Origin of the sequence: Maccoyibacter intestinihominis, from assembly GCF_040096355.1 — a bacterium.
Taxonomy (GTDB): Bacteria; Bacillota; Clostridia; order Lachnospirales; family Lachnospiraceae; genus Maccoyibacter; species Maccoyibacter intestinihominis.
The window spans coordinates 169,233-192,751 of the sequence record NZ_JBBMEX010000001.1; the positions used below are offsets into that span (position 1 = coordinate 169,233).

Here is a 23,519-nt window from a genome sequence, read left to right on the forward strand (position 1 = left end):
ATACAACTAATATAACATTGAACTTACTCAAAACGGATTTTTAATTTAATTGCAAGGAGGCTTTTATATGTCGATGAATATTAGCGGATTAGGTAATTCCTATAATGGTGTCAGTACAAATAGTAAACAATATAAGGCATTGGAAGAAAACGGCTGGTTGTCAGGAGTAATTCAAAACGAAGCCATGATGTCACCAGAAGAAAAATGATATATGAAATATTCGGTGGAAGGGACACCATTATTAAGAATTTGCTGATATAAGAGGATGATTAGAAATGAATTTGATAGGTACAAAAAATATTGAGACTGAGAGATGTAAATTGAGAAGAATAATTCCAGATGATTATTCTATGATGTATGAGAACTGGGCTAAGTTCGATGAAGTTTGCAAATACTATCCATTTAATCCTGTTGATGATGTTGAGGTATATAAAGAGAAAGTTAAGCGATGGTCCTCGAATTATGAATCGGGTTCATATTTTCATTGGGTAATTGAATGGAAAGAAACTGGTGAACTGGTTGGAACTATTAACTTAGGTAATGTTGAAGAATCATGCATGATGTCTGATACATGTTATATGCTATCGCCTAGGTTCTGGAATCAAGGGATTATGACGGAGGTGCTAATGGCGGTTTTAGACTATGCGTTTGAAGAAATTGGTCTAAATCGAGTTCAAGCAGAAGTATTCGCTGGTAACAATGCATCTTCGGCAGTATTAAAGAAGTGTGGAATGTCTTTTGAAGGCATCGCACGACAAAAGTACTATAAAAATGGAGAGTTTATTGATACTGCATTATGGGCAATCATTGCAAGCGATAGAATGAGATAAATTGGAATTTTGATACCTACAATTCTTTAACACCTAACTGGTATTATAAAGTGTTACGATAAAATCCGCAATGCCTTGATTTTACTACAGTTTTGGCAAGTGAGCTTTCCCTTAGACTTTCCCTTATGTTATATCCTTTTCCCTTGTGTTACGACACCTCATAAGGGCAAAAACAAGGGAAGCAAAATCCGGTAACAGCTAATAACATTATATAAATCACATAATCGGCTGGAACTGGTCAAGATGCTTCTACAACTGAAACAGATAAGAGAAAGGACTTTGCAATATGAATATCGTTCATGCAGAATATAATAAATATCACAACATCATAGACATCAATTATTACAATGGCTACATACTTCGGATTGACTGTGGCAAGGCAGAAGATGGATTGATTACTACTCCTAACTCTCAACGAATGTTGGATGCACTGGCGATTGACAATCCACTAGAATATGCCCGTTTGTATCTTGATTCAGAAATGCAAGATTGGGTGAATGCGATGAATATGGAATGGTATAGCACTTGATAAAAGAACATAAAAATGAGAAGAAATCTGTCAAAAGTATTTCTATAAAATACGATATTTCTTTAGCCCTTCCATAAATAATGAAATAGAGCCGATAACTCACAATCGAAATAACGAGTGATTCATCGGCTCTATATTTTATGGTTATGGATATCATGAGTATCGCTTTATATGCAATTGCTATTTTGTTAATTCCCAATATTTATGACCCATAAAGAAGATTGTTAATTCGTTTTGATCTACTTCTATCTCAAAATTCACGCTATTATCTCTCTGTTCCACAAAAATCATATTTGAGGAAGATATGCTATATAATGCATTGCCACAGGTAATACCCAATTCGGGCATATCTTTGTTTACAACAAGTCCTCCATTTTCTTGAAAGGTAAACACTTCCTCTGCATTTGCATTCTTCCATGTACCAATAATATTTTTTTTATTCTGAATGTGCTTTATTTTTCCAACACATACAACGATAAGTATAGCTACACTTACAATTAAAGCAATGCCTACAACACTCTTTGCCAATTTCTTTTTATTCAATTTCTATTATCTCCATTTTTAGTTTCTTTAAGATTGAATGATTCCATATTGCTTAATTCAGTATCTCCATGAATTTCTAACATTGATACGCTTCTCACAGGAAATAGAATAGGAGAGATTCATTCATAAATAATTAAATCATTCATACTTACCTGAATTTGTAATGTTTTTCCATATTTTCTCATAATTATCTACTATAGTTTTTTCTGAGGTCAAAAATGCAAACATAGATATACTTGAATAGAGAGTTTCCGCCGAATCAAAAACCACACAACTTTCATCATGAGTTAGATTTCTCTTTGAATATATTTCCGATACAGGCATAAATGAATTTTCTTCCTCTTTGGTGTATTTATACCCATCAATACATCCTAGATTTTTTAAAAATATTAAATAAGTATCTTCGGTCTTCAGATATTGCCATCCGTTAGTGTAAAATTCTTCACCTCTAACAAATGATACAGGTTCTATAATGTAAATACAGTCACCTACTGAAAGATTAGCAGAATTATCCTTATAGATTTCCTCTATTTTTACCATTGTTTTTGTTGATCGTAAACTCATTTCACGAGAATTTGTTACAGTTATACGAGCTATTAAAGAAGAATCTTTTTCCATATCATCCAATGAGTAATTACTTTCATTGTTAAAGTAAGAAGTTTTCTGCCCTCCTGTATAGAAAATTTCCATAGCTGTATTTTCTGATAAAGCAATATCAGGATCATGAACCCCTGTAGTTGTTTTTATCCCAGTCTTTCCATAGAATAAGGCTGTCACCATACAAATGATTACAACACAGATAGTTAATACAAATTTCTTCATTACATCAACTCCTTAATTTTACCAAATTCCATGCATATCTTCTCATCCGCTAATATTTCAATATCTTCTTTATTATGGCTTGTCAGTATAGTAATGGTATCATTCTTTTTTTCTTCCAATATACGTTCACGAAATAAATCAATGCTATGCTGATCCAATGCGTTAGTTGGCTCATCCAAAAGCAAAATTTTTGGATGTTCCATCAGTGCTTGACAAAGAGCTAGTTTTTGACGCATTCCTAATGAATATTTATTTACTTTTTTCTTTGATTTGGGATCAAGACCAAAGTATATCATTATTTCATATATTTCTTCATCTGATACAATTCCTTTTATATTGGAAAGCATTTTCAAATTTTCAAATCCTGAATACATACTCCAAAAAGAAATATTTTCAATAACAGCTCCTAAATCTGGTAAAACATCCATATCTTTATGTAATGCCTTGTGATTATATTTTATGTATCCTTTGTCTGTATTTATAAAACCTGCAATGGCTCTGAGTAGCATTGTTTTACCTGAACCATTTTTACCATATATTCCATATATTTTACCAGATTCAAATGTATAACTGATATCATCAAGCACTTTTTCACCTTTAATTGACTTTGAAATAGATTTTACATATAAATTCATGGATATCATTCACCTCACAATATTTGTTTTTTTTCGCAAAGAAATTTACCTATCCACACCAAAACAGCGGATGATATAACTGAAATGAGACAGCTTGACTTAAAATTCAATAAATCTATATTGCTTGTAGTCCATTCGTAATTTTCTTCGACATAATATATAATAAGCTTGTTATGCCAATTAAATAAAGGAATATGTAGCAAGGAATAATGCCAAATTTTCCATATAACATTTCCCATTGAAAAATAAAATCCACACACCATTACTGGAATAAAAAATACAATAAATGCAACGATGTATCCTATAATTGAATCTTTCCAAAATGAAAACAAATAACTAATCATTTGCAAATGAAAAATCTCTATCAATAGCATAAAAATAACTTTGAAATCTTCTAAGCCATTAGAGGTATGCTCTACAAAAAGAAAAAACAAATAATCGGAAACAACTACAATACAGTCACGTAATATCATTTTTATTAATATATCCTTATAAATTATGTGTTTTTTCCCATAACGAGGAAGTAGAATTACCATGTTATCATTTGCATCATTAAATAAGTCCATTGTAAGATAACAAATCTCAAGGATAAACAAAATCGCAAAAAATGATAAAGATATAAGGTCAAACGAATGATCTATTAGTATTCCCCCAAAATATATTTGTGAACGTACTCCTTCTGTTATTGTAACCAGACTATTATGAAACCCCAAGTACACATTAGCATAAAAATATCTAATTACAAATGTTATAAGTGATACTAGTAAGCATTTTCCAACATTAACATTCAAAATTTTTTTCTTATATAACTTCATAATTTTTTATTTTTCTCTGTATAATGCCAATACTTAATCCAAAAATAAGCAATATCAGAACAATTTCTCCTATTATATTTCCATGAACATTAGGCATAATATAACCTTGTATAGAGAATTCATTTAGCCCAAAGACAGAAACAATCAAATTAAAAACAATATAGAATATAAACAAAGCACCAGGTATCTTTGCGAAATATAGAACTTTCATTTTGTTATAATATGAAAGAGCATAAGCTAAGATAGCTAATCCCGAGCCAAAAATTCCGTAATTAAAAATGTATATTAGATTATATAAAGTTGGATGTTGCAATCTCACCATATCAAGAAAATTGTCAGCGTTATATGATACCAAACCTATAGCGTAATCAGGTTCTCCCCAAGCACTGTCATATCCATGTATTGGATATGTCAAGTGGCATAATAATAAATTTATGAGCATTGGTATTGTTATTGTCAAAAAGGTTACAATCAGAATGCCAAATAATTTTCCTGCTAAATATTTCTTTTTCCCGATTCTTTGAATAAGTAGGATTGAACTATTGCTTTTTTCTTCTCTTATTAAGGAAAGTGATGCAATAATTGTTGCATAAACAGGCAATAACAGATACATTATATATGGAATATATGCCGCTTCAGTGCCCTGTAATACGAAATTTTCATTTGCTGAACGAATAAATTGATAACTTTTTCCTATATCATTTTTTACACATAAAATATACGAAGCAATATTTAAAATCATTAGAGCAATAAAAACAACTTTATATTCTGCACGATCAATACAATGTTTGATTTCTATAAGAACCATTTTTTTCATAATCTTTACCAAAAGGGCATAAACCCACGAAGAGGTTTATGCCCATCCCTTCTGTTATCTAAAATCTACATTTCCACTTACAAATGCAGTTGATAATTGAGATTGATAATTTTCCATTCCCATACCGACCTGTGTGTTAGTAGAATTATAACCGCTCTTGGTAAAGATTAAATTACAAGATCCTGTTCCAACACCCTGCTTATACTTATTAGATATTTTACTCTTGCTGTTATTGACAGCCCAGAAATTTGCGTAAGAGGTATTGGTAATTGCTGTTACCTCATTTGTGATGTAATCATCGGATGTTGTTTTTGCATGCATAGAGGTAAAGTTATTAGTCTTATTCAGTTTAAGTGCATAAGCGGTGTAAGATGCCGCCTGAGAACATGCTGCTGAAGAAAGAAATACACATCCTGCACAAAACAAACCAATACCTACTTTTGCAATCTTCTGTTTTAAACTTTTTAACATCATAGTCAATTCCTCCCAATCTTATTTTTTTAACTGCGTTGGTACTTTTGGTTCATACAACAAACCACGGCACAATGAATTTGCATTACTTCGAGCAATAGCAGTCACTGCCTGAAGTACGAGACGGGCACTTTTCTGGGGTGCCTTGTTTACTTGCTTATTGTCCATCGTTTTCACCCCCCCCTCCTTAATTGTCTGACAATTACAGACAACTTTATTTGTTTACCATGGTATGTGCTTAATATAATAGAGTATTTAATTTTTTCAATCCCTCTATGCACGAATGGTAGCCCAACATGCACGAACTGTTCTACATATAGGTATAAAACCGAAAAGATGGCAGATAGGTTAAGCACCTACCTGCCATCTTTAATCTATATATTTCAGAAATAATGATTAATTATTGTCAGTCTCATATATAGATTTATAACGCTCTCGATCAACTGGAATAATCTCATTATCATTAGCATCTTTATATGTAATAAACTCATCGTATTCTGTAACTGATTTTTCCTCTGAGACAGAATTAATAGAATACATATTCGAATCGTTACACATTACATTTGAATTTGGACCAGAAATTAGTAACGAACCATCCTCTTGTGCATATGCCAAAAAGATATAAATGGAATTTTCGGAAGGCAGTGAATCATTCTCAAACAGATAAATAGCATCTTGTTTTTCTGAAATTCCGCCTTGTTTAACAATAGGAATAGGTTTATCTGTAATAAGTTCACCTTTTATATTTTCGAGAACCTGAATAGTATAATTAGTGTAAGGCGAACCGACCTCCTTAGGATTTCCTTTTTCATCTTCAGTCGTTATAACATTTCGATACTCGGTTCCATCGCAACTGACAACCTTTGCTACAAATACGTAATCACAGATACCAACAGCTTCGCGAATGTTATCAGTATCATATACAAAAGATGCGTGCATCTGGTGGATTGGCAAGTTAGATACATTTGTATTCAGTTGACTTGCATTATTTTTGGATGCACATCCTGTAAAAAACATTCCTACGATAAGAACAATAGACAAAATACCATAGATACTTGATTTTTTCATAGCGTTCTCCCTCCCCTAATAATTATTATATGCGGCATCATATGAATCTTTATCATTTTGAGATAATGCCTGCGTACTAGTATGTCCCGTAATTGCTGCATCCATAACATCTGTTGAAGTACTGTGATCCAACCCTAATGCATGTCCCAATTCATGTGTCGCTACATTCTGTTTTTTACTATTACTATAACCGCTCATATAATAGGTATTGAGTTCAATTTTACCACTAGAATATGTCATGCCTGCCCATCCATTCGAAGCATTGACATCGCTTACGTATACATCTTCTACAACAAAAGCACTGTCTTTTCTGATTACTCCAGATTTATATGCATTCCATGTGGCAGCCCCAGTGTTAATATAACTCATGTAAGTGCTGTTTCCGTCATAGTCTAGATGTTTGCCAGAATCAACAAGATCCCATGTTTGTACATAAGCTTGTGCAAATGCCGTAATAGGAAATAGCATTGCTATAGCCATTAAAGTTATAATGCTATACAATAAATGATTTTTAAAACAGATTTTTTAAAATGCATACTCCTTCACTCCTTTTCAATCATGTAACAACGGTTATCTTCAATTATTCTTAAAGGTTATCTTTATGAAAATTGAAACGCAACACATACTAGTACACATTATATATCCTGTTAATATTCCTAAAGTACGACATCTTATCATCTCCACTCCATATTATAGATTCTCAGAATACTTAAGATGTAGTAGTATACCTTGAATATAACAAAATCTTTATACTTTTCAATACCTCTATGCATGAATGGTAGCTCACTATGCACAAACGGTAGCATATAGAGTAAAGTTTTTGTCAGTTGAATAAAAGAAAAAAAGAGAGTACCAACATCTCTGTTATAATGGATTTGACGAGAATCTAAAATACAGACGATGGAGGCACTCTCATGAAAAACATTATAGCATATTCAATGGAAAAGCTGTACAAAGATTTGGAAGAAGCAGATGAACTTTTTCTCTCATCCGGGATGAAGGACATGGAATTGTACGAGAAGCAGCTTGCGGAGGCTGCAAGAAAGGCTGCAGCAGAGCACATGGCAGCCCTTTACAGCGACATGGATCGTATGCTGTGTGAGGATATTTCCAGAGCTGAAAAATATACCATCCAGAGGCATGATGAACGCCAGCTGCTGACTACAGTGGGACCGGTTTGCTTTACCCACACGCTGTTCCGAAGCTGTAAGGATGGAACCTGCCATTATCTTCTGGATGAATGGATGGAACTGGATGCCCATGAAAGACTGAGCAGCCGTGCGGAAGCTGAGGTGCTGGCCGAAGCGGTAAAGACCAGCTATGCCAGTGCTGCCAGGGTACTGGGAGAAGATTCGTTGATCAGCAAGACTGCCGTCATGGATAAGGTACACGGAATCCAGACAGAACTGCCCTTCCCGAAGCCGGAGAAGAAAAAGTGTGTGGAATACCTTTATGTTGAGGCAGACGAGGATCACATTCACAAGCAGGAGAAAAACGGAACAGAGAAGAAGGGCAGCATGATCGGGAAGCTGTTGTATCTGTATGAAGGACAGGAAAAGAAAGACGGGCGGAAGGAACTGAAGAATGTCTTCTACCTGGGAGGTCTTTGCAGCGGAGGAGAAGCAAACAGACATCTGTTTGAACGGATGCAGGAATACATCGACACGAACTACGAGAGCCGGTATCTGAATGCGGTGTATATCAGTGGAGATGGAGGAGCATGGATCAAAGCAGGGGCGGAATATATTGAAAAGGGAGTTCCGGTACTGGATAAGTTCCACATGATGAAATATATCAACAAGGCGGCCAACCAGATGCTGGATGAGGCAGGGGAAGCCAAAGGACGGCTGTGGAAGGCCCTGTATAAGGGCAAGAAGAAAAAGTTTGTAAAGACTATAAAAGCTATCCGGAAATGTGCGCCGAACGAAAAAGCAGTGAATGACTGTGAGGAATACCTGCTGAACAACTGGGATAGCGCAGTGAGAAGAATGCAGGATAAGAATGTCTATGGATGCAGTGCAGAAGGTCATGTGAGTCATATGTATTCCGACCGGATGAGTTCCCGTCCGATGGGTTGGAGCGAAGCCGGAGCGGATGCGATGTGTCAGCTGAGATGCTATGTGAAGGATTACGGAGAAGAAAAGATCCTGGAACTGGTAAAGTACCGGCGGAGCCATAAGCAGGAAGAAGCAACGGGAACCGAGGAGATATCAGTGCGTCCAAACAGGGGATACATGAGGAGTCTGTTACTCCACAGTCATGACAATGACAGGGTATACATCGAAAAGCTGCAGGCAACCATCCCGAGTATAGACATCCGGAAAAAGCTTGCAATCCGGGAGCGTCTGGGAGGTATTTGACAAAACACTGTGGGAGAAGTAGACTATGAGAAAACGATCTGGGCAAGTTCATAGCAGGGAATCTTCTGCGACTCTCCAACTGACAGTAAGTTTACTCTATCAACGGTAGCATATTATGTTGTGTACCTACTTTATTGATGATAAAATATGACGGAGAATGATTAAAGGAAGTGGTAGCTATGCTATATATTGACTCAATATGGGAATATATTGTTAATTTCTTAGAACTGGCATTGTTTATAATATTTATCCATAAAAAATTGCGTATTCGAGCAAATTATAAACATCAAGCAGTTTTGATGTTTCTTTTCGTATCATTTCAGTTTGCTGTGTTATGCACGCTGAATAAAATGGGAATATCATCCTACAGCACTTTGATGTCATCTTGTGTTTTGGACATTGGATATGCAGTATTGTTCTATCGTGATAGTATAATTCGCCGTATCTTTTGGGGCTTTTCGTATTCCATCATTTGCTTAGTTGCAGAACAGATTTCGTTCTTTATTCCCGTTACTCTTTTTAAAGGAGCGTCTCTGGAGCTATTATTAGGTGGAACATTACGGAAGCCATATACCATGTTATATTTGGCAATGATAGCTGTTTTTGTCTTGTTATTTCATTCTATTGGAAACAAAGACATATCTCTTTCACCGTTCCAAAAAGTTGCATATATTTTCATCGCAATTTCTGGACTTGCAATCGGGCACTACATATTAAGGCTGACTTTGGAATCTGTTGATAAATTTGGTGATTCATCCTTTTCAGCTAGGCTATCATTGGTTGACTTGTTTTTTATTATTTTATTTTTAGTATTGATGCTATACATATACCAGCTAGGTTATTCAAAAGAAGAAAACATACGATTACTGGAAGAACAAAAGATTTATGAGCTGGAAAGGACTGAGTTCAATAGCTTATCTGAGACAACTGAACGATTACGAAAAATGAAACATGATATGCAGATTTATGTGGATGCAATCAACGTATTAGCAAAAGACAAGAAATGGGATGAACTTATAGCATATACAGAGCAATACCATAACACTCTTGCAACTACGCAAAGTGCCATAGCAACGGGAAATATTGCTATTGACTGCATACTTACCGCAAAACTTGATTATGCTGAAAAACACGGAATTAAGACAGAATATTCTATTATGGCTCCTGAAAATTTTCCGCTTGATTCTGTTGAGCTTTCATCCATACTTGGAAATATATGGAATAATTCCATTGAAGCAGGAGAAAGACTTATAATCTCTGATCCAACCGAGCATCCATACATTTATTTTTATATTAAACCTTACCAGAATATGATACTGATTCACATTGAAAATAATTATGATGGTGTGATAAAAGGTAGCATTGATGGAGACATTTTGAGTGTTAAACAAGGAAAAGAACATGGACTTGGGATAAGACGAGTAAAAGAGCTTGTAGAAAAGGCAGATGGCGTATTGCAGATTACATCTGATAACAAAATTTTTTCCGTACATATTATGATACCGGATAAGGAGAATAACAAACTACTATGAAAATGAAAATAACCATACTTGAAGATTCTGTGATCGAATCAGAACGGCTGAAAAATGGAATAAGAAAATACGGGCAGCAATATGATTGGGATATTGAAATTGACGAATACGAATCGGGCGAAGAATATTTTTCAAAAAATTCTGAAGGCACAACTATACAGGCTTCAGCATTTTTCCTTGACATACAAATGGGGCAAATGAATGGAATTGAGGTTGCTAAACGCCTTCGTGAATCTGGTTATCAAGGTATTATTGTATTTTTAACAGCTTTTAGAGAATATGTATTCCGAGGATATGAAGTCAGAGCTTTAAACTACTTGCTAAAACCCGTCAAGGAAAATACTCTTTTTCTGTGTTTGGATGAAATCGCGAAGGAGTTATCTAATAATACCTACATATACCGAAACAAGCAGGAAATTGTAAGTATTCCCTATGCAGATATATTGACATTTTCGAGCAGATTACATTATGTGGATATATTGACCGTAGACGGCAAATGCTATGAACAAATGTCTACCCTAAATAAGATTATTGTCCATTTGCCAAGTGAATTTATCCGAACCCATCGTTCTTATATTGTAAATATGGCACATATCTATCGTATTACATCAGGAACGATTGAATTGTCAAATCATCTAACTACACAAATCGCACGTTCTTATTCCAAAGACGTGATAAGTGCTTTTGCCAAATATACAACAAGATTTGATACAAGCGGGGATTTTGAATGATTACGAAGTGGGCTACATCTATTGCTAATAAGTTAGCAGAACTATCCGGGGAGGATGTTTCTGCGGATCAATTAGAAATATACATATATGGCTTAGAATGTTTTTTGAATACTTTTATAACCATAGTGTTATTGTTCGTATGGGGAGTTTTATCACATACACTCGGCTATACCCTAATTTGGGTAATTACCTTTTCATTGTTACGACATTATACCGGAGGTGCCCATGCTCCAACGCAGTTAACATGTATCTTAGGCAGCTTTTTTCTCGGTTGTCTTGATAAGTGGGCTATAATCTATTTAAAGCCAACTGTACTAGGATATTTGATACTTGTCCTTATGTGTATATTATTTGCACCTATAAGTAACCATAAAATATGTTTAACCACCAAACAAAAATGGATACATAAACTTATTTCTGTGATAATTGTTAGCATTGGATTTCTGCTGTTTTATAAAATTGGAAACACGAAGATGAATACCACATTGTTTTATTCCTTTTTCTGCGTAATCATTCTTATGATAGTCGAAACAATTAAAAATCTAATGAGACACTTTAAATAGCAGGATGACTTTTCATAAATATTCAAAAAAGATAAAGAATTTGATGGTCTTTATCTTTTTTGAATTTAATTAGATTATCTAGCTCCTCTGTCTGATGGCGAACGATAGTTAAAATCTCTGTCCTGTTCCCGTTTCTGAACTTCTGCCTGTTTTTCTGCCAGCTTTCGATGGATTGAGTTTTCTCCATACTTGGAGTTCCATTCCTTGTTTGCTTTGACATAGGATTCATACTCGGACTTGCCTTGTTTATAGACTTGCAGGAACGCATCTACCGTTGGATATTTGTAATCCTGCACGATATGGGATAATCCCTGCTTCATAATCTTAATCGTTTCTGCGTATTTGTTAGACTGTGCCTGCAATTCCTTTCGTTTCTTTCCTTGGAATAATCCTGTACAGTTCTTCAAATCCTCGTCAATAAGGTCTTTTTTCACTTCCTGCGTATGAATGGCTCTGTTTTGTCGTTTAAGTTTCTCCATAATCTCTTCAAGTCGCATCTCATAATCGTGTGCCAGCTCAGACATTCTTGGTCTTGGCGGAATAACGGTCTTTTCTGCGGTAGTAGTAGCAGGTGCTTTGAATGGTTGGGTCACAGCAGGAATTGTCTGATTGTCTGTCTGTGTAACGGATGGAGCTGGTTGTTTCTCTTGTTTTTCATTTCTTCGCTCCATAAGGTCGGAGATTCTGGCTTTCTGTTGTTCCTGTTTCTGTATCAGCAACTTTATGAGTTCTTTTAACAGCTCGATTGCCCGAAAGATAATCATAAACAAAAGCTCCGGATGATTGCCATACTTGTGAATGGATTCCTTAATCGGAGTTGAAATCTGTTCCTGCTTTACCTTTAAGATTTCCTTTCGCTCCATCCCCGATACCAAAGCGTGATCCACAGTACGATTCCAGTCCTGTATGACCTTATTATTGAGTGTAATCTTATCTGCCTTTGGATTGTTCTTACCGATTTTCTTAGTGGCAAGATAGACATCCCCACGCTTGAATGCAGACAGCTTTTCTTTCTCATCTTTGACAAGTCCGTTGATGACATCGGTATAAAATACCTTGACCTCATCTAAGAAATGTTCCTGCTTAAAGCGAGCGTCCTTGATGGTAAACATCTGTCTTTCGTAGACCTCACCTTTCTTGATCACCTTACACCTTTTACGGATAGTTCCATTCTCGTCTAGGATTTCTTTCTTGGTACGAACATGATTACCTTTCTCATCATAGAACATATTTCTGGTGGCAATCTTTTCTATCGGTTCGTCAAGATAATTTCGTTCTGCAAAGATAAGATGGATATGATAATTCGTCTTTCGTTTGTTATGATGGAGTGCTGCAATACAATCAACACCATACCGACTTTTGAATTTATCCGTCATATATTTTAATAGTCCGTCTGGCGGATAATCCACAAAGGATTCCGGCAGGGCAATGATAAATTCTCTTGCTTCGATACATTTTCCCTCTGTACCGCTTTTCTTAAATTCTGCCTGATTGCACTTGGCAAGTTCTGTCCAAAATTTTCGGTCTGTGGTTTCATATACCGCATAGAGATTTTCCTGTTTTTTGTCACTGGAGATATAATAGATTCTTCCACGAACATTATGGAGCTTTGACATCTGCACAAATGAATTTCTTGGCATAGCGATTTCCTCCTTTCCCAGTTTTGATTTTGGAAAAGAGGACAGATAAGATAGATGAGATGTGAGTAGTAAACTTTCCCTGTGAGCGAGTGCATAGGCACTCGTCTTGCGAACACATCCGCCTTGTGGCGGCTAAGCCTCGCAGAGCGAAATACACAGAGTACAAAACGAAGTTTTGTGCGATGGGTGTATTTCGCTCTCAAACGCCGAGGGCTTGCTTATGAAGTTCACTTTTAGCTGTAACTGTTCCCTCAGCACCTAATTTTGTGCCTTTAATGGCACACTTTTTATGTGCCGTATCCGGCACTCCCTTTTCTTAACAGAAATGCTAGAAGATTGCTATGAAAATCAGCGAAACAATAGACGAATCCGTTAGCACTTTTGCCTTAACAATAGCATTGTTCTATTATTCAGACTTTTTAGCAAAAACCGTAGAAACAGTAGAAGTCTGCTATTAAAATCGAAAAAACAATAGCACGATTCGTTAGCATTTTTGCCCTGACAATAGCATTGTGTTACTTCGCTTACTTTTAAACTGTGTCTGGCAAGGAAGTGGTAGTAAAAGTTCCTATTAAATTTCATTTTTAATAGTGCATTGTTTTATTACATTTTGATTTTAATAGAGCTTTTTACTATTAACTCTTTGAAAATGTACCCCATAGATTGGACACTCAAAATCATAGTAGCGTACACTTTTTGTCATAGGTCGGACAGCTTTTTTCATAGCTACACTTGGTATGACTTCTCACAGCACTTTTTGTAAGTTGGGTGGACTTGTCCTACCAGTCGGCTTCACTTGGGTGGATGGTTGCACCCACTTCATTTTCTGGCTTGGGTGGACTATTCATAACACCTTTTGCATCTTGGGTGGACTTGTCCTACCAACAAGCTATAACTGGGTGGACGATTGCACCCATTCACATCCATCTTGTCCTCATTTTCCAAAAGTTCTGGTTGTATCTGAGGACTTGTCCGTGATATAATCTATTTGCGTGTAGGTATATCATGGCTTTTAGTCAGATACATACCAGAGGGATGGTCTTAGGACTGTCCCTTATTCATTTTTCATTGTTCCCTTGACCGCTTTTACTGCGTGTCTGTCTCGTAAATCCTTCCCCTCATTGAGAATCAGAAACTCGTCTAATCGTTCCCTGCGGATTAAGATTTTTCTTCCCACTCTAAGGATAGGCAGCTTTTCCCATTCCACAAGATTTCTAAGAGTGTTTCTTCCGATACCTGTATAGTCGGCAGCTTCTTCAATGGAGAGAGCAAACTTTAATTCTGTCATTCGATCACCTCATTCCTGCGTAGGATTACAAGTCTTGTATATCAGAGGATGTTCCTTTTTGAAGAAAGGATTAGCCTTTTTTAAAACTTGCGTTACGCAATTCTGATTAAAGTATATATCTTTTATAACGCTATGTCAAGCCTTACGAAATTCTATCATCTTTTATAGAATTGCGTATTGCAATATATCGTGTTATGTGGTATAGTAATGACATACCGAAAAAGGAGGTTCGCAAGTATGTTAAAAGATAAAGAATTGCGAAAGACAATCGGTAGCAGAGCAAAAAGCCGTAGACAGGAGTTAGGATTGAACCAGCCTTATGTCGCTGAAAAAATGGGCGTGACAGCCTCAACCATTCAGAGATACGAAGCAGGAACGATTGATAACACCAAGAAAATGACCTTAGAAGGTCTGGCAGATGCACTTCATGTATCTGTGGAATGGCTGAAAGGTGAGACGGACGAATACGAAACAGACATTACGGATAAAAGAGAATTACAGATTCGTGATGTGATGACTTCCATTCTGAATAAGCTCCCTTATGATATGGAACAGTCCGAAAGTGATTTTTCCAAAGACCTGCTACTACTGATGTTACGGGAATACGAGCTGTTCGTGGATTCGTTCCAGTTCGCTTGTAAGAATTTCAAAGGAAATACAGATAACAAAATGCTCGCCCAGACAATGGGGTTTGAATCCAATAAGGAATACAATGAGATTATGTTCCTTAGAGAAATCACCCACACCGTCAACGCATTGAACGATATGGGCGATATTGTAAGACTGTATTCTAAGAATCCTGAGACAGCGAAAAATCGACTAGCCAATCTTTTATCAGAAAAAGATCCCGATTCGGTATAGATAGGCAGACGGAGCTATGATATACTTACACGCAAGAAGCATTTCACCAGTTCCGATTGCCGATATCGAAAGGAGAAACGATTATGGCAAAAGGTTCTGTAAGGAAGAAAGGCAAGAAATGGTACTACCGCTTTTATGTGGAGGATGCAAGTGGTAACTTGGTTCAGAAAGAATTTGCAGGTACGGAGAGCAAATCAGAGACAGAGAAAATGTTACGCAAGGCTATGGAGGATTATGACGCAAAGAAATTTCTAGCCAAAGCGGACAACCTCACACTCGGACAGATGCTAGATGTATGGGCAGAGGAAGATTTGAAAACGGGTTCACTTAGCAACGGTACAGTCGGTAACTATTTACAGGCAGTAAACAGGATTAAACAACACCCAATCGGAAACAGAAAACTAAAGACAGTCACTTCGGAGCATTTGCAGAAGTTTATGGATTTACTTGCATTTGGCGGTGAGGAAGGAAATTTTAAGTCAAAGGGTTACACCATCGACTATATCCGTTCTTTCCACGCAGTCCTGCAACAGTCCTTCCGATTTGCAGTCTTTCCAAAGCAGTACATCACATTCAATCCAATGCAGTATGTGGTAATGCGTAGGAAAGCCGAGGAAGATGTGGATTTGTTTTCTGATAATGATGAGGATGCAGAGGTTATCAACCCGATTACACCAGAGCAGTATCAAACGCTTATGGAGTATCTGGAAGAAAGAAACAAGCCTGCTGTCCTGCCGGTACAGATAGCGTACTACACAGGTCTTAGACTTGGAGAGGTATGCGGACTGTCTTGGAGTGACATTAACTTTGAGGAACAGTATCTGACAGTACGAAGAAGTGTCCGTTACAACGGAGCAAGGCACAAGACCGAGATTGGTCCGACAAAGCGAAAGAAAGTCCGTATCGTGGATTTCTGTGATACGCTCGCTGACATCTTAAAGAAAGCGAAAAAGGAACAGAGAAAGCAGGTATTCAGTTACGGAGAACTCTATCAGAGGAACTACTACAGGGAAGTTAAGGAAAAGAATCGTATCTACTATGAGCTTTATCATTTGGATGGCACAGAGGACATTCCGCTTGATTACAACGAGATTGACCTTGTATGTATCAGACCGGACGGAGCATACGAAGCCCCTGCAACGGTTGAGACAGCTTTAAGGACAGCAAGGAAACGATTGTCGGAGCTTGATGATAATTTCCACTTCCACACCCTGCGACACACTTATACCACAAACCTGCTCTCAAATGGAGCAGCACCAAAGGATGTACAGGAATTACTTGGACACTCGGATGTAAGTACCACTATGAATGTCTATGCACACGCTAACCGAGAAGGTAAGCGAAACTCAGCCCGACTACTTGATAAGGTGGTTGGAGAATAAAATCGAATAAGAAAAACTTTCCCTTGTAGATACCTCATAAGGGCAAAAACAAGGGAAAAGGATACATATAGAGTGGCAAGGCATACCGCCAAGTCGCATAAAATAAGGAAAGTTGAGATTTTAGTTATACAAATCCCAATTTGTAGAGCTGATAATATATGAAAAGTGTAACGGGGTGCAAAAAACATACCGGAAAAAAATTATTAAGGCATCAATTCTTTACGAATTTTGTTGTAATGCAACTTTTTTCGGAATATATACATTGCATAATATAACAAATTCGTAGTATACTAATTCCGAAAAAAGTTGCAAAACATTTTTTTCGGAGGTGTATCATGGAAATTGTAAGAGATAGATATTTAAATAAACTACTGGAACGAAAAGAAAATGGTCTTGTAAAAGTAGTAACCGGAATCAGAAGATGCGGAAAATCATATTTATTGTTTCATTTGTATAGAAATAAGCTACTATCTATGGGTGTTGCAAAAGACCATATTATTGCTTTAGCGCTGGATGATATTGCAAATATTGAATATAGAGATGCTATTAAACTGTACAATTATGTAAAAGACAATATTAAAGATGATGAAATGCACTATGTCTTTTTGGATGAAATCCAGATGATGAACAGTAACTTCACGGATCTTATCAATGGGCTTCTTCATATTGAAAATCTGGACATATATGTAACCGGAAGTAATTCGAAGTTTCTTTCTAGTGATATTCTGACAGAATTTAGAGGACGCGGAGATGAAATTCGTGTATATCCATTATCTTTTGCAGAATTTTGTACTGCCTATGATAATAAGAACGAGGCTTGGAAGGATTATTATACTTATGGGGGACTGCCATTGATTCTTTCTCGAAAGACTGATGAACTAAAAGCAGAATATTTGATTTCACTCTTTAATAATATCTATCTAAAAGATATTAAAGAACGTAACAGCATAAAGACAGATGATGAATTAGATATACTGGTAGATATCGTTGCTTCAGCAACAGGTTCATTGACAAATCCGACTAAGATTTCTAACTCTTTTAAAAGCATGAGTCAAAAATCGTTATCAGATAAGACCATCAAATTATATTTAGATCATCTATCTGATGCTTTTCTCATTGAGAAATCAGTACGATTCGATGTGAAAGGGAAAAAATATATTAATACTCCTGCAAAGTACTATTTTGAGGATGTTGGCTTAAGAAATGCCCGCTTAAATTTCAGACAACAAGAAGAGAATCATATTATGGAAAATATCATCTATATAGAGCTTAGAAGCCGTGGTTATCGTGTTGATGTAGGTGTTGTAGAAGTTTATGAGACATCAAATTCAGGAAAAAGAGAAAAAAAGTTTCTGGAAATAGATTTTATTGCTAATAAAGGGGATAAGAAATACTATATCCAATCTGCATTTGAAATGACATCTCCTGAAAAAATAGTACAGGAAAAAAAGTCATTGACCAAATTAAATGACTTTTTCAAAAAAATTATAGTCGTGAAAGATGATATCAAACCGAATACTGATGAACAAGGTATCATAACAGTCGGAATCTTTGATTTCTTGCTGAATGACAATATACTGGAGCAAATCTAAATATTTCAATTTTAAGGAATTTCCTGTATAATTCAAGTATAAGGCATTCCAAGAAAGAAGGTTGAGAAAAAACTTTAGTTGTAGGTATTGATGTAGGCAGTGAAACCCATTATGCAAGGACTTTTGACTAGAGAGGTTCGGAGATTTGATGCGAGGACAGTGTAGTACAGAGAAGAGAATTGTAGAGTCATTTACAGTTCCTACTCTTAATGCAGCAGGAGCTTTTAGTCTTGTATTGCCAAAGAGATATAGATTAGATAAACTGTGACAAATTCGGTATTTTCAATGGTTTGCGGAGAATTTGATAACAAAATATAACAGTTATTAAATCTCTTAAAACAGGTGAAATCTCAATCGGAAATTTGGAGTAGTAATGAGAGGGAATGAAAAATGAATGTAAAGGAATTTTGGAAAGTCATTCTTGCGCAAGATGAGAACGCAATTAGAAAATATTTTCATAAAGATGCTTATATAAACTGGCATTGTACAAATGAACATTTTAATGTTGATGAGTTTATTATTGCCAATTGTGAGTATCCGGGAGACTGGGATGGCGTTGTCGAAAGAATAGAACGAATGAATGATTTAACCATTACAGTCACATCTGTTTATCCCAAAGATAGGAGTACTTTTTTTCATGTGACATCATTTATTAAGACAGCAAATAACAAGATTATTTCAATGGATGAATATTGGGCTGATGATGGAGATGCTCCGCAATGGAGAAAAGATAAACACATTGGAAGTTCAATTTACTAAATTCCGGCTTGTAGAGTTGGAAAAATCGGAAGTTTGGGAGGAGAATATGAGCACATATGTTTTAACAAGTATGTTTCCTGATGGGATACACGGAAAGAATCGTGAGCTGTTTCAAACCCTGGTGACCCAACGGAAAAGTTTTGCGTTTGTCGCATCCGAATTTGAAAAGGATCATGGTACGACAGATTGCTATTTTCATCTTTTTCTGAATATGCTTGAAGAAAGCGGAATTCATTTTGAAAATTCGTATGTTGTTGACGGACGCATGGATGCAGCTGAAGCAAGGAAGGCAGTCTCTAAGGCGGATGTGGTCTGGCTGGCAGGAGGTGATACGCCTGTACAGTATGCCTATTTAGTGAAATATGGTCTGGATGATGCTATTCGGAAGCACCCGGGTCTTATCATTGGAATGAGTGCAGGCTCCATCAATTTGGGGAAGACAGCCATATGCACATTAACGTGCCGCCACAATGAATTAGAAATCTATAACGCATTAGGGTGTGTAGACATTTCGGTCGAGCCGCATTTTGACCACCAAAATGTAACTGATGAACTGATGCAATTGTCGAAAGAGTACACCATATATGGTCTGTGTGATGACAGCGTGATCGTTTGTTCCGATGAAAAAAAGGAATTTTATGGAGAAGTATATAAGCTGAGCAACGGAACAATGGAACAGCTGGAAACTTGACAACTTGGGATTTGCAGAGTTGTAGAAATTCTATTTATAAACGGAGAGAATTGTTATGATTGAAATTAGAAAAGTTAGAAATGGCGATGAAAGAAGTTTGGCTTTTGTTCAAGCGGAAAGCTGGAAGGCAGCATTCAAAAATATATTGTCACAGGAAACTATAAAGGCGAGCATCCTCCACAGGGTTGTCTATTGCAAGAGCATTTAGCACACACTCTGAATCAGGTGTGGTCGTTAGCCCTTCCTCTGCCTTTACATCTATGAATCTGTAGCTACATGACCTTGGTGGAAATAAGAGTACTATCGCATGGAGTTGTTGTAACTTTATAGACCATTGTACCAATGGTTAAAATACAGGATTTTTTGTGCAAAATATATAAGAAAGTATAGAGAGACTATTAAGGATGATGAATCAGACTTGATTGGGGATGAGAAAATGTTATTTGTATATTATCCCAAATGTTCAACCTGCCAGAAGGCTAAAAAGTGGCTGGATGAGCATAATATAAATTAGTTGTAAATGGCGGTACTGTGCTGGTTGGCTTTAAGGAAGCAGAGTGGTCTGAAAAACTGAGGATAACTGTAAGATGATATGTGAATATTTACGCTAAAACGGATTATTAAACACAAATTTACTGAGGTTCATTGGAATATCTAAGAAGTAGTTCTGCGACACAACCTGTTTCAGACAATAAAAAAATCACCAGCATGACGGTACTGGTGGTTTCTTTATCATAAATATCTATTTTCTACCGGATTAAGCCATCTTGTTAACAGCGAGTGTTAAACGGGAAACTTTTCTAGCAGCGGTGTTTTTATGATATACACCTTTTGTAGCAGCTCTGTTGATCTGACCGATAGCAGCTTTTAAAGCCTCTTCAGCAGCAGCTTTATCTTTTGCTGCGATAGCTGCCTCTACTTTCTTAATAGATGTCTTAACAGCAGATTTGATAGATTTGTTTCTAGCAGTTCTTTTCTCAGTTACTAAGATTCTTTTCTTTGCTGATTTAATGTTAGCCAATCTGTACACCTCCAATGATTCTGAATTGTTTTACATGATTGTTACATCAAAGCGGACACGGAGCGCTAATGTAAACATACTATTACATTTTAGGTCATCCCCTATTATCTGTCAATACATAAAATCCGCTTTTTTGCAAAAAATAGAAGAAAATCAACAGGAGTGATAAGAAAATGTTTCAGGTAAGAACCGATTTAGCGTTAGAAACAAAAGAAAAGTTTGAAGAGGACAACGTCGAACTGAAGGGTGTGCGAATCCATGAAGAAGAGCGTGGAGAGAATATTAAGATTACAGAAGTGATCATAGAAACGGAAAACGGAGCAAAGAGTATGGGAAAACCAAGAGGCTCCTATATCACGATAGAAGCGCAGGAAATGACAGACGGCGATGACGGATATCACAGGGAAATATCTGAAGAATTAGCAAAAGTGCTGCGGGGAATGATCCCTGTGAACAGGGAGGAATTGTCTGTCCTAGTGGTAGGACTTGGAAACCGTGAGATAACGCCGGACGCACTCGGACCGCGGGTGGCGGATAACATGATGATCACAAGGCATGTGATCCGTGAATTTGGAAAATATGCGTTGGGTGCAGAGCATAGCAATCTGATCAGCAGTATCGTACCGGGGGTCATGGCACAGACCGGAATGGAGAGCTTAGAGATCATCCGGGGAGTCATCCGGGAGACAGAGCCGGATTGTATCGTAGCTGTGGACGCATTAGCGGCAAGAAGTGTGAAACGGCTGAACCGGACCATTCAGATCACCAATACCGGAATCAATCCGGGCTCAGGCGTGGGAAACCACAGACATGGGCTGAACCGTGAGAGTGTCGGGATTCCGGTGATCGCGATCGGAGTTCCGACCGTGGTAGATGCGGCTACCATTGTCAACGATGCCATCAGCGGTTACTACGAAGAAGTGGACTGCACCCTGAACTCCTTTTTTGTAACGCCAAAAGATATTGATGAATCCATTAAAAGACTGAGTTTTACCATATCAGAAGGACTGAATCTGGCATTTGAAAAAACAGCCTGTACAAATTCTTAGAATAAAGCAGCCTGTCCATGCATATAATATATTGTTATGGACAGAGTAAATAAAAAGAAATGTAAAAATAAAATAAAGGGACTGTTAGTATGCGTCCTGATAATTGGAATTATTGCGGTGGGTGTCAGAAGCAGCAGGGCACAGGGAAAAGACACCTTGGGAACGCTGATGATATCACAGTTTGAAAAAGAGCTGTACAATGGCATTTTAAAAACATATACACCGGCAATGACATATGATCAGACAAAAGACAGCAGGGAGTATTTCAAGCGGGTACTCCCTCTTTATAGTTATATGAAAAATAACGAAGTCTATGATACGGCATCGGAGAGCGAACTGACCTATGAAATGATACGCGCAAAAGAAGCGGCAGACGAAAATCATGTGGATGAAAAAACAGGAGAATTAGTCAGTCAGAACAAAGACGAAGAGAGCGAGAAAAAGAGTCAGAAGCCGGTGGTGAATTTTTCTAAGGCAAAATTGGCAGATTTTGATTATCTAAGACAGAATTTTTATACGGTAGACCGGACGACTACCATTACCGGAGACCAGCTCAATGCAGAAAAAATGCTGTCGAAGGATATGCATCTGGCAAAAAACGTGGATGGACCGCAGATCCTGATCTATCATACACATTCACAGGAAGGGTATGCGGATTCCGTACCGGGGAATTTAGATACCACGGTTGTCGGGGTCGGAGAATATCTGACACAGATCTTACGCGAAAAATATGGAATGAATGTACTGCATCATACCGGAACTTATGATGTCAATGACAGAGATCATGCCTATTCCAATGCTGAGCCGGCAATTGAGCAGATTCTTAGGGAAAATCCAAGTATTGAAGTAGTGATCGACTTACACCGTGACGGAGTGGCAGAGGGAACAAGACTTGTGACGGAAGTAGACGGCACGCGGATGGCATCCATCATGTTTTTTAACGGACTCAGCCGCACAACGGCACTTGGAGATATTTCCTATTTAAAAAATCCCTACATACAGGATAATCTGGCATTTTCCTTCCAGATGCAGTTAAAAGCGGCAGAGTATTATCCGGGACTTGCAAGACCGATTTATTTAAAAGGTTATCGTTATAATATGCATTTTAAGCCGAAAAGCCTGTTGATCGAGGTTGGAGCGCAGACAAATACCTTACAGGAGGCAAAAAATGCCATGGTCCCGCTTGCGGATGTGCTGCACCGGGTCATACAGGAGTGAGAAAAAGTGGAGAAAAGCAAGGCTGCCACGCCGACCGGGTTCTGCGGCGGCCTTGCTTTTTTTCTTGACGAATAACCGAAAAAATAATACCATATAAAGTGGGTTTTAATGCAAGCCGATATACAGGAGGAGATAAAAATGAGCAAGATAATATCCGCAATGGTATGCGTATTTATACCAATGATCGTCAGCACAATATTACAGCAGGTGTTCCATTTTTCTGATTACCTGATGATAGCAATTTATTTTATTATGTTTGCGATTCTGTTTTTCTTTGTAAAGAAAAAGGGATGGTTTTAAGG

General features: G+C 37.1%; 28 protein-coding genes. 16 read left to right on the forward strand and 12 right to left on the reverse strand.

Features of this window, described 5'->3' with window-relative positions:
- The first annotated feature begins 67 nt into the window (after nucleotides 1–67).
- From WMO43_RS00760 to WMO43_RS00770, 3 genes are all read left to right on the forward strand, one after another.
- Nucleotides 68–208, forward strand: a complete 141-nt coding sequence (locus WMO43_RS00760; protein WP_353529384.1) for a hypothetical protein — start codon at nucleotides 68–70, stop codon at nucleotides 206–208.
- A gap of 67 nt (nucleotides 209–275) precedes the next feature.
- Nucleotides 276–830: a GNAT family N-acetyltransferase gene (locus WMO43_RS00765; protein WP_353529385.1), complete on the forward strand. Its 555-nt coding sequence runs from the start codon at nucleotides 276–278 to the stop codon at nucleotides 828–830.
- Nucleotides 831–1,116: 286 nt separating this feature from the next.
- Complete coding sequence (locus WMO43_RS00770) at nucleotides 1,117–1,359, forward strand: DUF6061 family protein (RefSeq protein ID WP_008397019.1); 243 nt, start codon at nucleotides 1,117–1,119, stop codon at nucleotides 1,357–1,359.
- Nucleotides 1,360–1,539: 180 nt separating this feature from the next.
- Here WMO43_RS00770 and WMO43_RS00775 read toward each other — a convergent pair whose 3' ends face one another.
- The 9 genes from WMO43_RS00775 to WMO43_RS00815 form a co-directional block, all read right to left on the reverse strand.
- Entirely contained in the window at nucleotides 1,540–1,902 is a 363-nt protein-coding gene (locus tag WMO43_RS00775) for a hypothetical protein (RefSeq protein ID WP_008397018.1), read from the reverse strand.
- A 138-nt stretch (nucleotides 1,903–2,040) separates the two neighbouring features.
- Entirely contained in the window at nucleotides 2,041–2,724 is a 684-nt protein-coding gene (locus tag WMO43_RS00780; RefSeq protein ID WP_008397017.1) for a hypothetical protein, read from the reverse strand.
- Nucleotides 2,724–3,359, reverse strand: a complete 636-nt coding sequence (locus WMO43_RS00785) for an ABC transporter ATP-binding protein (protein ID WP_015559483.1) — start codon at nucleotides 3,357–3,359, stop codon at nucleotides 2,724–2,726. Before WMO43_RS00785 ends, WMO43_RS00780 begins: the two co-directional genes overlap by 1 nt.
- Before the next feature lie 14 nt (nucleotides 3,360–3,373).
- A complete protein-coding gene (locus tag WMO43_RS00790; protein ID WP_008397014.1) occupies nucleotides 3,374–4,174 on the reverse strand; it encodes a hypothetical protein in 801 nt (266 codons plus the stop codon).
- A complete protein-coding gene (locus WMO43_RS00795) occupies nucleotides 4,161–4,991 on the reverse strand; it encodes an ABC transporter permease subunit (protein ID WP_008397012.1) in 831 nt (276 codons plus the stop codon). Before WMO43_RS00795 ends, WMO43_RS00790 begins: the two co-directional genes overlap by 14 nt.
- Before the next feature lie 54 nt (nucleotides 4,992–5,045).
- Nucleotides 5,046–5,465 (reverse strand): hypothetical protein, encoded by a 420-nt coding sequence (locus WMO43_RS00800; RefSeq protein ID WP_349152462.1) that lies wholly within the window; start codon nucleotides 5,463–5,465, stop codon nucleotides 5,046–5,048.
- Nucleotides 5,466–5,483: 18 nt separating this feature from the next.
- The gene (locus WMO43_RS00805; RefSeq protein ID WP_015568874.1) at nucleotides 5,484–5,630 is read right to left on the reverse strand and encodes a cyclic lactone autoinducer peptide; all 147 of its coding nucleotides are present in this window, start codon (nucleotides 5,628–5,630) and stop codon (nucleotides 5,484–5,486) included.
- 228 nt (nucleotides 5,631–5,858) lie between these two features.
- Nucleotides 5,859–6,530, reverse strand: a complete 672-nt coding sequence (locus tag WMO43_RS00810; protein ID WP_008397007.1) for a hypothetical protein — start codon at nucleotides 6,528–6,530, stop codon at nucleotides 5,859–5,861.
- Nucleotides 6,531–6,545: 15 nt separating this feature from the next.
- Nucleotides 6,546–7,010, reverse strand: a complete 465-nt coding sequence (locus tag WMO43_RS00815) for a matrixin family metalloprotease (RefSeq protein ID WP_055280565.1) — start codon at nucleotides 7,008–7,010, stop codon at nucleotides 6,546–6,548.
- 434 nt (nucleotides 7,011–7,444) lie between these two features.
- On the opposite strand from WMO43_RS00815, the gene WMO43_RS00820 reads away from it, so the two are divergent.
- The 4 genes from WMO43_RS00820 (at nucleotide 7,445) to WMO43_RS00835 (ending at nucleotide 11,716) form a co-directional block, all read left to right on the forward strand.
- Complete coding sequence (locus WMO43_RS00820; protein WP_118547655.1) at nucleotides 7,445–8,890, forward strand: ISLre2 family transposase; 1,446 nt, start codon at nucleotides 7,445–7,447, stop codon at nucleotides 8,888–8,890.
- Nucleotides 8,891–9,069: 179 nt separating this feature from the next.
- Nucleotides 9,070–10,422, forward strand: coding sequence for an ATP-binding protein (locus WMO43_RS00825; protein ID WP_148446358.1), 1,353 nt, complete (start codon nucleotides 9,070–9,072; stop codon nucleotides 10,420–10,422).
- Nucleotides 10,419–11,153, forward strand: a complete 735-nt coding sequence (locus WMO43_RS00830) for a LytR/AlgR family response regulator transcription factor (RefSeq protein WP_015559482.1) — start codon at nucleotides 10,419–10,421, stop codon at nucleotides 11,151–11,153. Before WMO43_RS00825 ends, WMO43_RS00830 begins: the two co-directional genes overlap by 4 nt.
- A complete protein-coding gene (locus WMO43_RS00835; protein ID WP_008397001.1) occupies nucleotides 11,150–11,716 on the forward strand; it encodes an accessory gene regulator B family protein in 567 nt (188 codons plus the stop codon). The genes WMO43_RS00830 and WMO43_RS00835 overlap by 4 nt, the downstream gene beginning before the upstream one ends.
- Nucleotides 11,717–11,790: 74 nt before the next feature.
- On the opposite strand, the gene WMO43_RS00840 is transcribed toward WMO43_RS00835, so the two are convergent.
- Together WMO43_RS00840 and WMO43_RS00845 are read right to left on the reverse strand one after the other, a co-directional pair.
- The gene (locus tag WMO43_RS00840) at nucleotides 11,791–13,356 is read right to left on the reverse strand and encodes a MobA/MobL family protein (protein WP_015559481.1); all 1,566 of its coding nucleotides are present in this window, start codon (nucleotides 13,354–13,356) and stop codon (nucleotides 11,791–11,793) included.
- Nucleotides 13,357–14,410: 1,054 nt separating this feature from the next.
- A complete protein-coding gene (locus WMO43_RS00845; RefSeq protein WP_008396997.1) occupies nucleotides 14,411–14,644 on the reverse strand; it encodes a helix-turn-helix domain-containing protein in 234 nt (77 codons plus the stop codon).
- A gap of 237 nt (nucleotides 14,645–14,881) precedes the next feature.
- Here WMO43_RS00845 and WMO43_RS00850 point away from each other — a divergent pair, with 237 nt between their 5' ends.
- From WMO43_RS00850 to WMO43_RS14180, 6 genes are all read left to right on the forward strand, one after another.
- A complete protein-coding gene (locus WMO43_RS00850) occupies nucleotides 14,882–15,505 on the forward strand; it encodes a helix-turn-helix domain-containing protein (RefSeq protein WP_008396996.1) in 624 nt (207 codons plus the stop codon).
- Nucleotides 15,506–15,588: 83 nt separating this feature from the next.
- Complete coding sequence (locus WMO43_RS00855; RefSeq protein ID WP_008396995.1) at nucleotides 15,589–16,887, forward strand: tyrosine-type recombinase/integrase; 1,299 nt, start codon at nucleotides 15,589–15,591, stop codon at nucleotides 16,885–16,887.
- Nucleotides 16,888–17,222: 335 nt separating this feature from the next.
- The gene (locus WMO43_RS00860; RefSeq protein WP_353529391.1) at nucleotides 17,223–18,479 is read left to right on the forward strand and encodes an ATP-binding protein; all 1,257 of its coding nucleotides are present in this window, start codon (nucleotides 17,223–17,225) and stop codon (nucleotides 18,477–18,479) included.
- A gap of 390 nt (nucleotides 18,480–18,869) precedes the next feature.
- Nucleotides 18,870–19,238: a nuclear transport factor 2 family protein gene (locus WMO43_RS00865; RefSeq protein WP_353529392.1), complete on the forward strand. Its 369-nt coding sequence runs from the start codon at nucleotides 18,870–18,872 to the stop codon at nucleotides 19,236–19,238.
- A gap of 46 nt (nucleotides 19,239–19,284) precedes the next feature.
- Nucleotides 19,285–19,929, forward strand: a complete 645-nt coding sequence (locus WMO43_RS00870) for a Type 1 glutamine amidotransferase-like domain-containing protein (RefSeq protein WP_353529393.1) — start codon at nucleotides 19,285–19,287, stop codon at nucleotides 19,927–19,929.
- Between the two features lie 55 nt (nucleotides 19,930–19,984).
- The gene (locus WMO43_RS14180; RefSeq protein WP_434784155.1) at nucleotides 19,985–20,137 is read left to right on the forward strand and encodes a hypothetical protein; all 153 of its coding nucleotides are present in this window, start codon (nucleotides 19,985–19,987) and stop codon (nucleotides 20,135–20,137) included.
- Nucleotides 20,138–20,686: 549 nt separating this feature from the next.
- Here WMO43_RS14180 and rpsT read toward each other — a convergent pair.
- Nucleotides 20,687–20,950 carry a 30S ribosomal protein S20 gene (gene rpsT / locus WMO43_RS00880; RefSeq protein ID WP_434784156.1) on the reverse strand — a complete coding sequence of 88 codons (264 nt, stop codon included), beginning with the start codon at nucleotides 20,948–20,950 and terminating at the stop codon, nucleotides 20,687–20,689.
- A 173-nt stretch (nucleotides 20,951–21,123) separates the two neighbouring features.
- Here rpsT and gpr point away from each other — a divergent pair, with 173 nt between their 5' ends.
- The 3 genes from gpr (at nucleotide 21,124) to WMO43_RS00895 (ending at nucleotide 23,517) form a co-directional block, all read left to right on the forward strand.
- Complete coding sequence (gene gpr, locus WMO43_RS00885) at nucleotides 21,124–21,999, forward strand: GPR endopeptidase (protein ID WP_353529395.1); 876 nt, start codon at nucleotides 21,124–21,126, stop codon at nucleotides 21,997–21,999.
- Nucleotides 22,000–22,035: 36 nt separating this feature from the next.
- Nucleotides 22,036–23,217, forward strand: a complete 1,182-nt coding sequence (gene spoIIP / locus WMO43_RS00890; protein WP_353529396.1) for a stage II sporulation protein P — start codon at nucleotides 22,036–22,038, stop codon at nucleotides 23,215–23,217.
- A 138-nt stretch (nucleotides 23,218–23,355) separates the two neighbouring features.
- A complete protein-coding gene (locus WMO43_RS00895) occupies nucleotides 23,356–23,517 on the forward strand; it encodes a hypothetical protein (RefSeq protein ID WP_177963524.1) in 162 nt (53 codons plus the stop codon).
- Nucleotides 23,518–23,519: the final 2 nt, after the last annotated feature.

What these genes read in the sequence shown, in the direction of transcription:
- WMO43_RS00805 (WP_015568874.1), bottom strand. Translation starts at nt 5,630, where the DNA reads ATGGACAATAAGCAAGTAAACAAGGCACCCCAGAAAAGTGCCCGTCTC.
- gpr (WP_353529395.1), top strand. Translation starts at nt 21,124, where the DNA reads ATGTTTCAGGTAAGAACCGATTTAGCGTTAGAAACAAAAGAAAAGTTT.
- WMO43_RS00845 (WP_008396997.1), bottom strand. Translation starts at nt 14,644, where the DNA reads ATGACAGAATTAAAGTTTGCTCTCTCCATTGAAGAAGCTGCCGACTAT.
- WMO43_RS00895 (WP_177963524.1), top strand. Translation starts at nt 23,356, where the DNA reads ATGAGCAAGATAATATCCGCAATGGTATGCGTATTTATACCAATGATC.
- WMO43_RS00870 (WP_353529393.1), top strand. Translation starts at nt 19,285, where the DNA reads ATGAGCACATATGTTTTAACAAGTATGTTTCCTGATGGGATACACGGA.
- WMO43_RS00840 (WP_015559481.1), bottom strand. Translation starts at nt 13,356, where the DNA reads ATGCCAAGAAATTCATTTGTGCAGATGTCAAAGCTCCATAATGTTCGT.
- WMO43_RS00780 (WP_008397017.1), bottom strand. Translation starts at nt 2,724, where the DNA reads ATGAAGAAATTTGTATTAACTATCTGTGTTGTAATCATTTGTATGGTG.
- WMO43_RS00800 (WP_349152462.1), bottom strand. Translation starts at nt 5,465, where the DNA reads ATGATGTTAAAAAGTTTAAAACAGAAGATTGCAAAAGTAGGTATTGGT.
- WMO43_RS00865 (WP_353529392.1), top strand. Translation starts at nt 18,870, where the DNA reads ATGAATGTAAAGGAATTTTGGAAAGTCATTCTTGCGCAAGATGAGAAC.
- WMO43_RS00815 (WP_055280565.1), bottom strand. Translation starts at nt 7,010, where the DNA reads ATGGCTATAGCAATGCTATTTCCTATTACGGCATTTGCACAAGCTTAT.
- WMO43_RS00760 (WP_353529384.1), top strand. Translation starts at nt 68, where the DNA reads ATGTCGATGAATATTAGCGGATTAGGTAATTCCTATAATGGTGTCAGT.
- WMO43_RS14180 (WP_434784155.1), top strand. Translation starts at nt 19,985, where the DNA reads ATGATTGAAATTAGAAAAGTTAGAAATGGCGATGAAAGAAGTTTGGCT.
- WMO43_RS00770 (WP_008397019.1), top strand. Translation starts at nt 1,117, where the DNA reads ATGAATATCGTTCATGCAGAATATAATAAATATCACAACATCATAGAC.
- WMO43_RS00765 (WP_353529385.1), top strand. Translation starts at nt 276, where the DNA reads ATGAATTTGATAGGTACAAAAAATATTGAGACTGAGAGATGTAAATTG.
- spoIIP (WP_353529396.1), top strand. Translation starts at nt 22,036, where the DNA reads ATGGACAGAGTAAATAAAAAGAAATGTAAAAATAAAATAAAGGGACTG.
- WMO43_RS00860 (WP_353529391.1), top strand. Translation starts at nt 17,223, where the DNA reads ATGGAAATTGTAAGAGATAGATATTTAAATAAACTACTGGAACGAAAA.
- WMO43_RS00810 (WP_008397007.1), bottom strand. Translation starts at nt 6,530, where the DNA reads ATGAAAAAATCAAGTATCTATGGTATTTTGTCTATTGTTCTTATCGTA.
- WMO43_RS00785 (WP_015559483.1), bottom strand. Translation starts at nt 3,359, where the DNA reads ATGAATTTATATGTAAAATCTATTTCAAAGTCAATTAAAGGTGAAAAA.
- WMO43_RS00850 (WP_008396996.1), top strand. Translation starts at nt 14,882, where the DNA reads ATGTTAAAAGATAAAGAATTGCGAAAGACAATCGGTAGCAGAGCAAAA.
- WMO43_RS00855 (WP_008396995.1), top strand. Translation starts at nt 15,589, where the DNA reads ATGGCAAAAGGTTCTGTAAGGAAGAAAGGCAAGAAATGGTACTACCGC.
- WMO43_RS00835 (WP_008397001.1), top strand. Translation starts at nt 11,150, where the DNA reads ATGATTACGAAGTGGGCTACATCTATTGCTAATAAGTTAGCAGAACTA.
- WMO43_RS00825 (WP_148446358.1), top strand. Translation starts at nt 9,070, where the DNA reads ATGCTATATATTGACTCAATATGGGAATATATTGTTAATTTCTTAGAA.
- WMO43_RS00820 (WP_118547655.1), top strand. Translation starts at nt 7,445, where the DNA reads ATGAAAAACATTATAGCATATTCAATGGAAAAGCTGTACAAAGATTTG.
- WMO43_RS00790 (WP_008397014.1), bottom strand. Translation starts at nt 4,174, where the DNA reads ATGAAGTTATATAAGAAAAAAATTTTGAATGTTAATGTTGGAAAATGC.
- WMO43_RS00830 (WP_015559482.1), top strand. Translation starts at nt 10,419, where the DNA reads ATGAAAATGAAAATAACCATACTTGAAGATTCTGTGATCGAATCAGAA.
- WMO43_RS00795 (WP_008397012.1), bottom strand. Translation starts at nt 4,991, where the DNA reads ATGAAAAAAATGGTTCTTATAGAAATCAAACATTGTATTGATCGTGCA.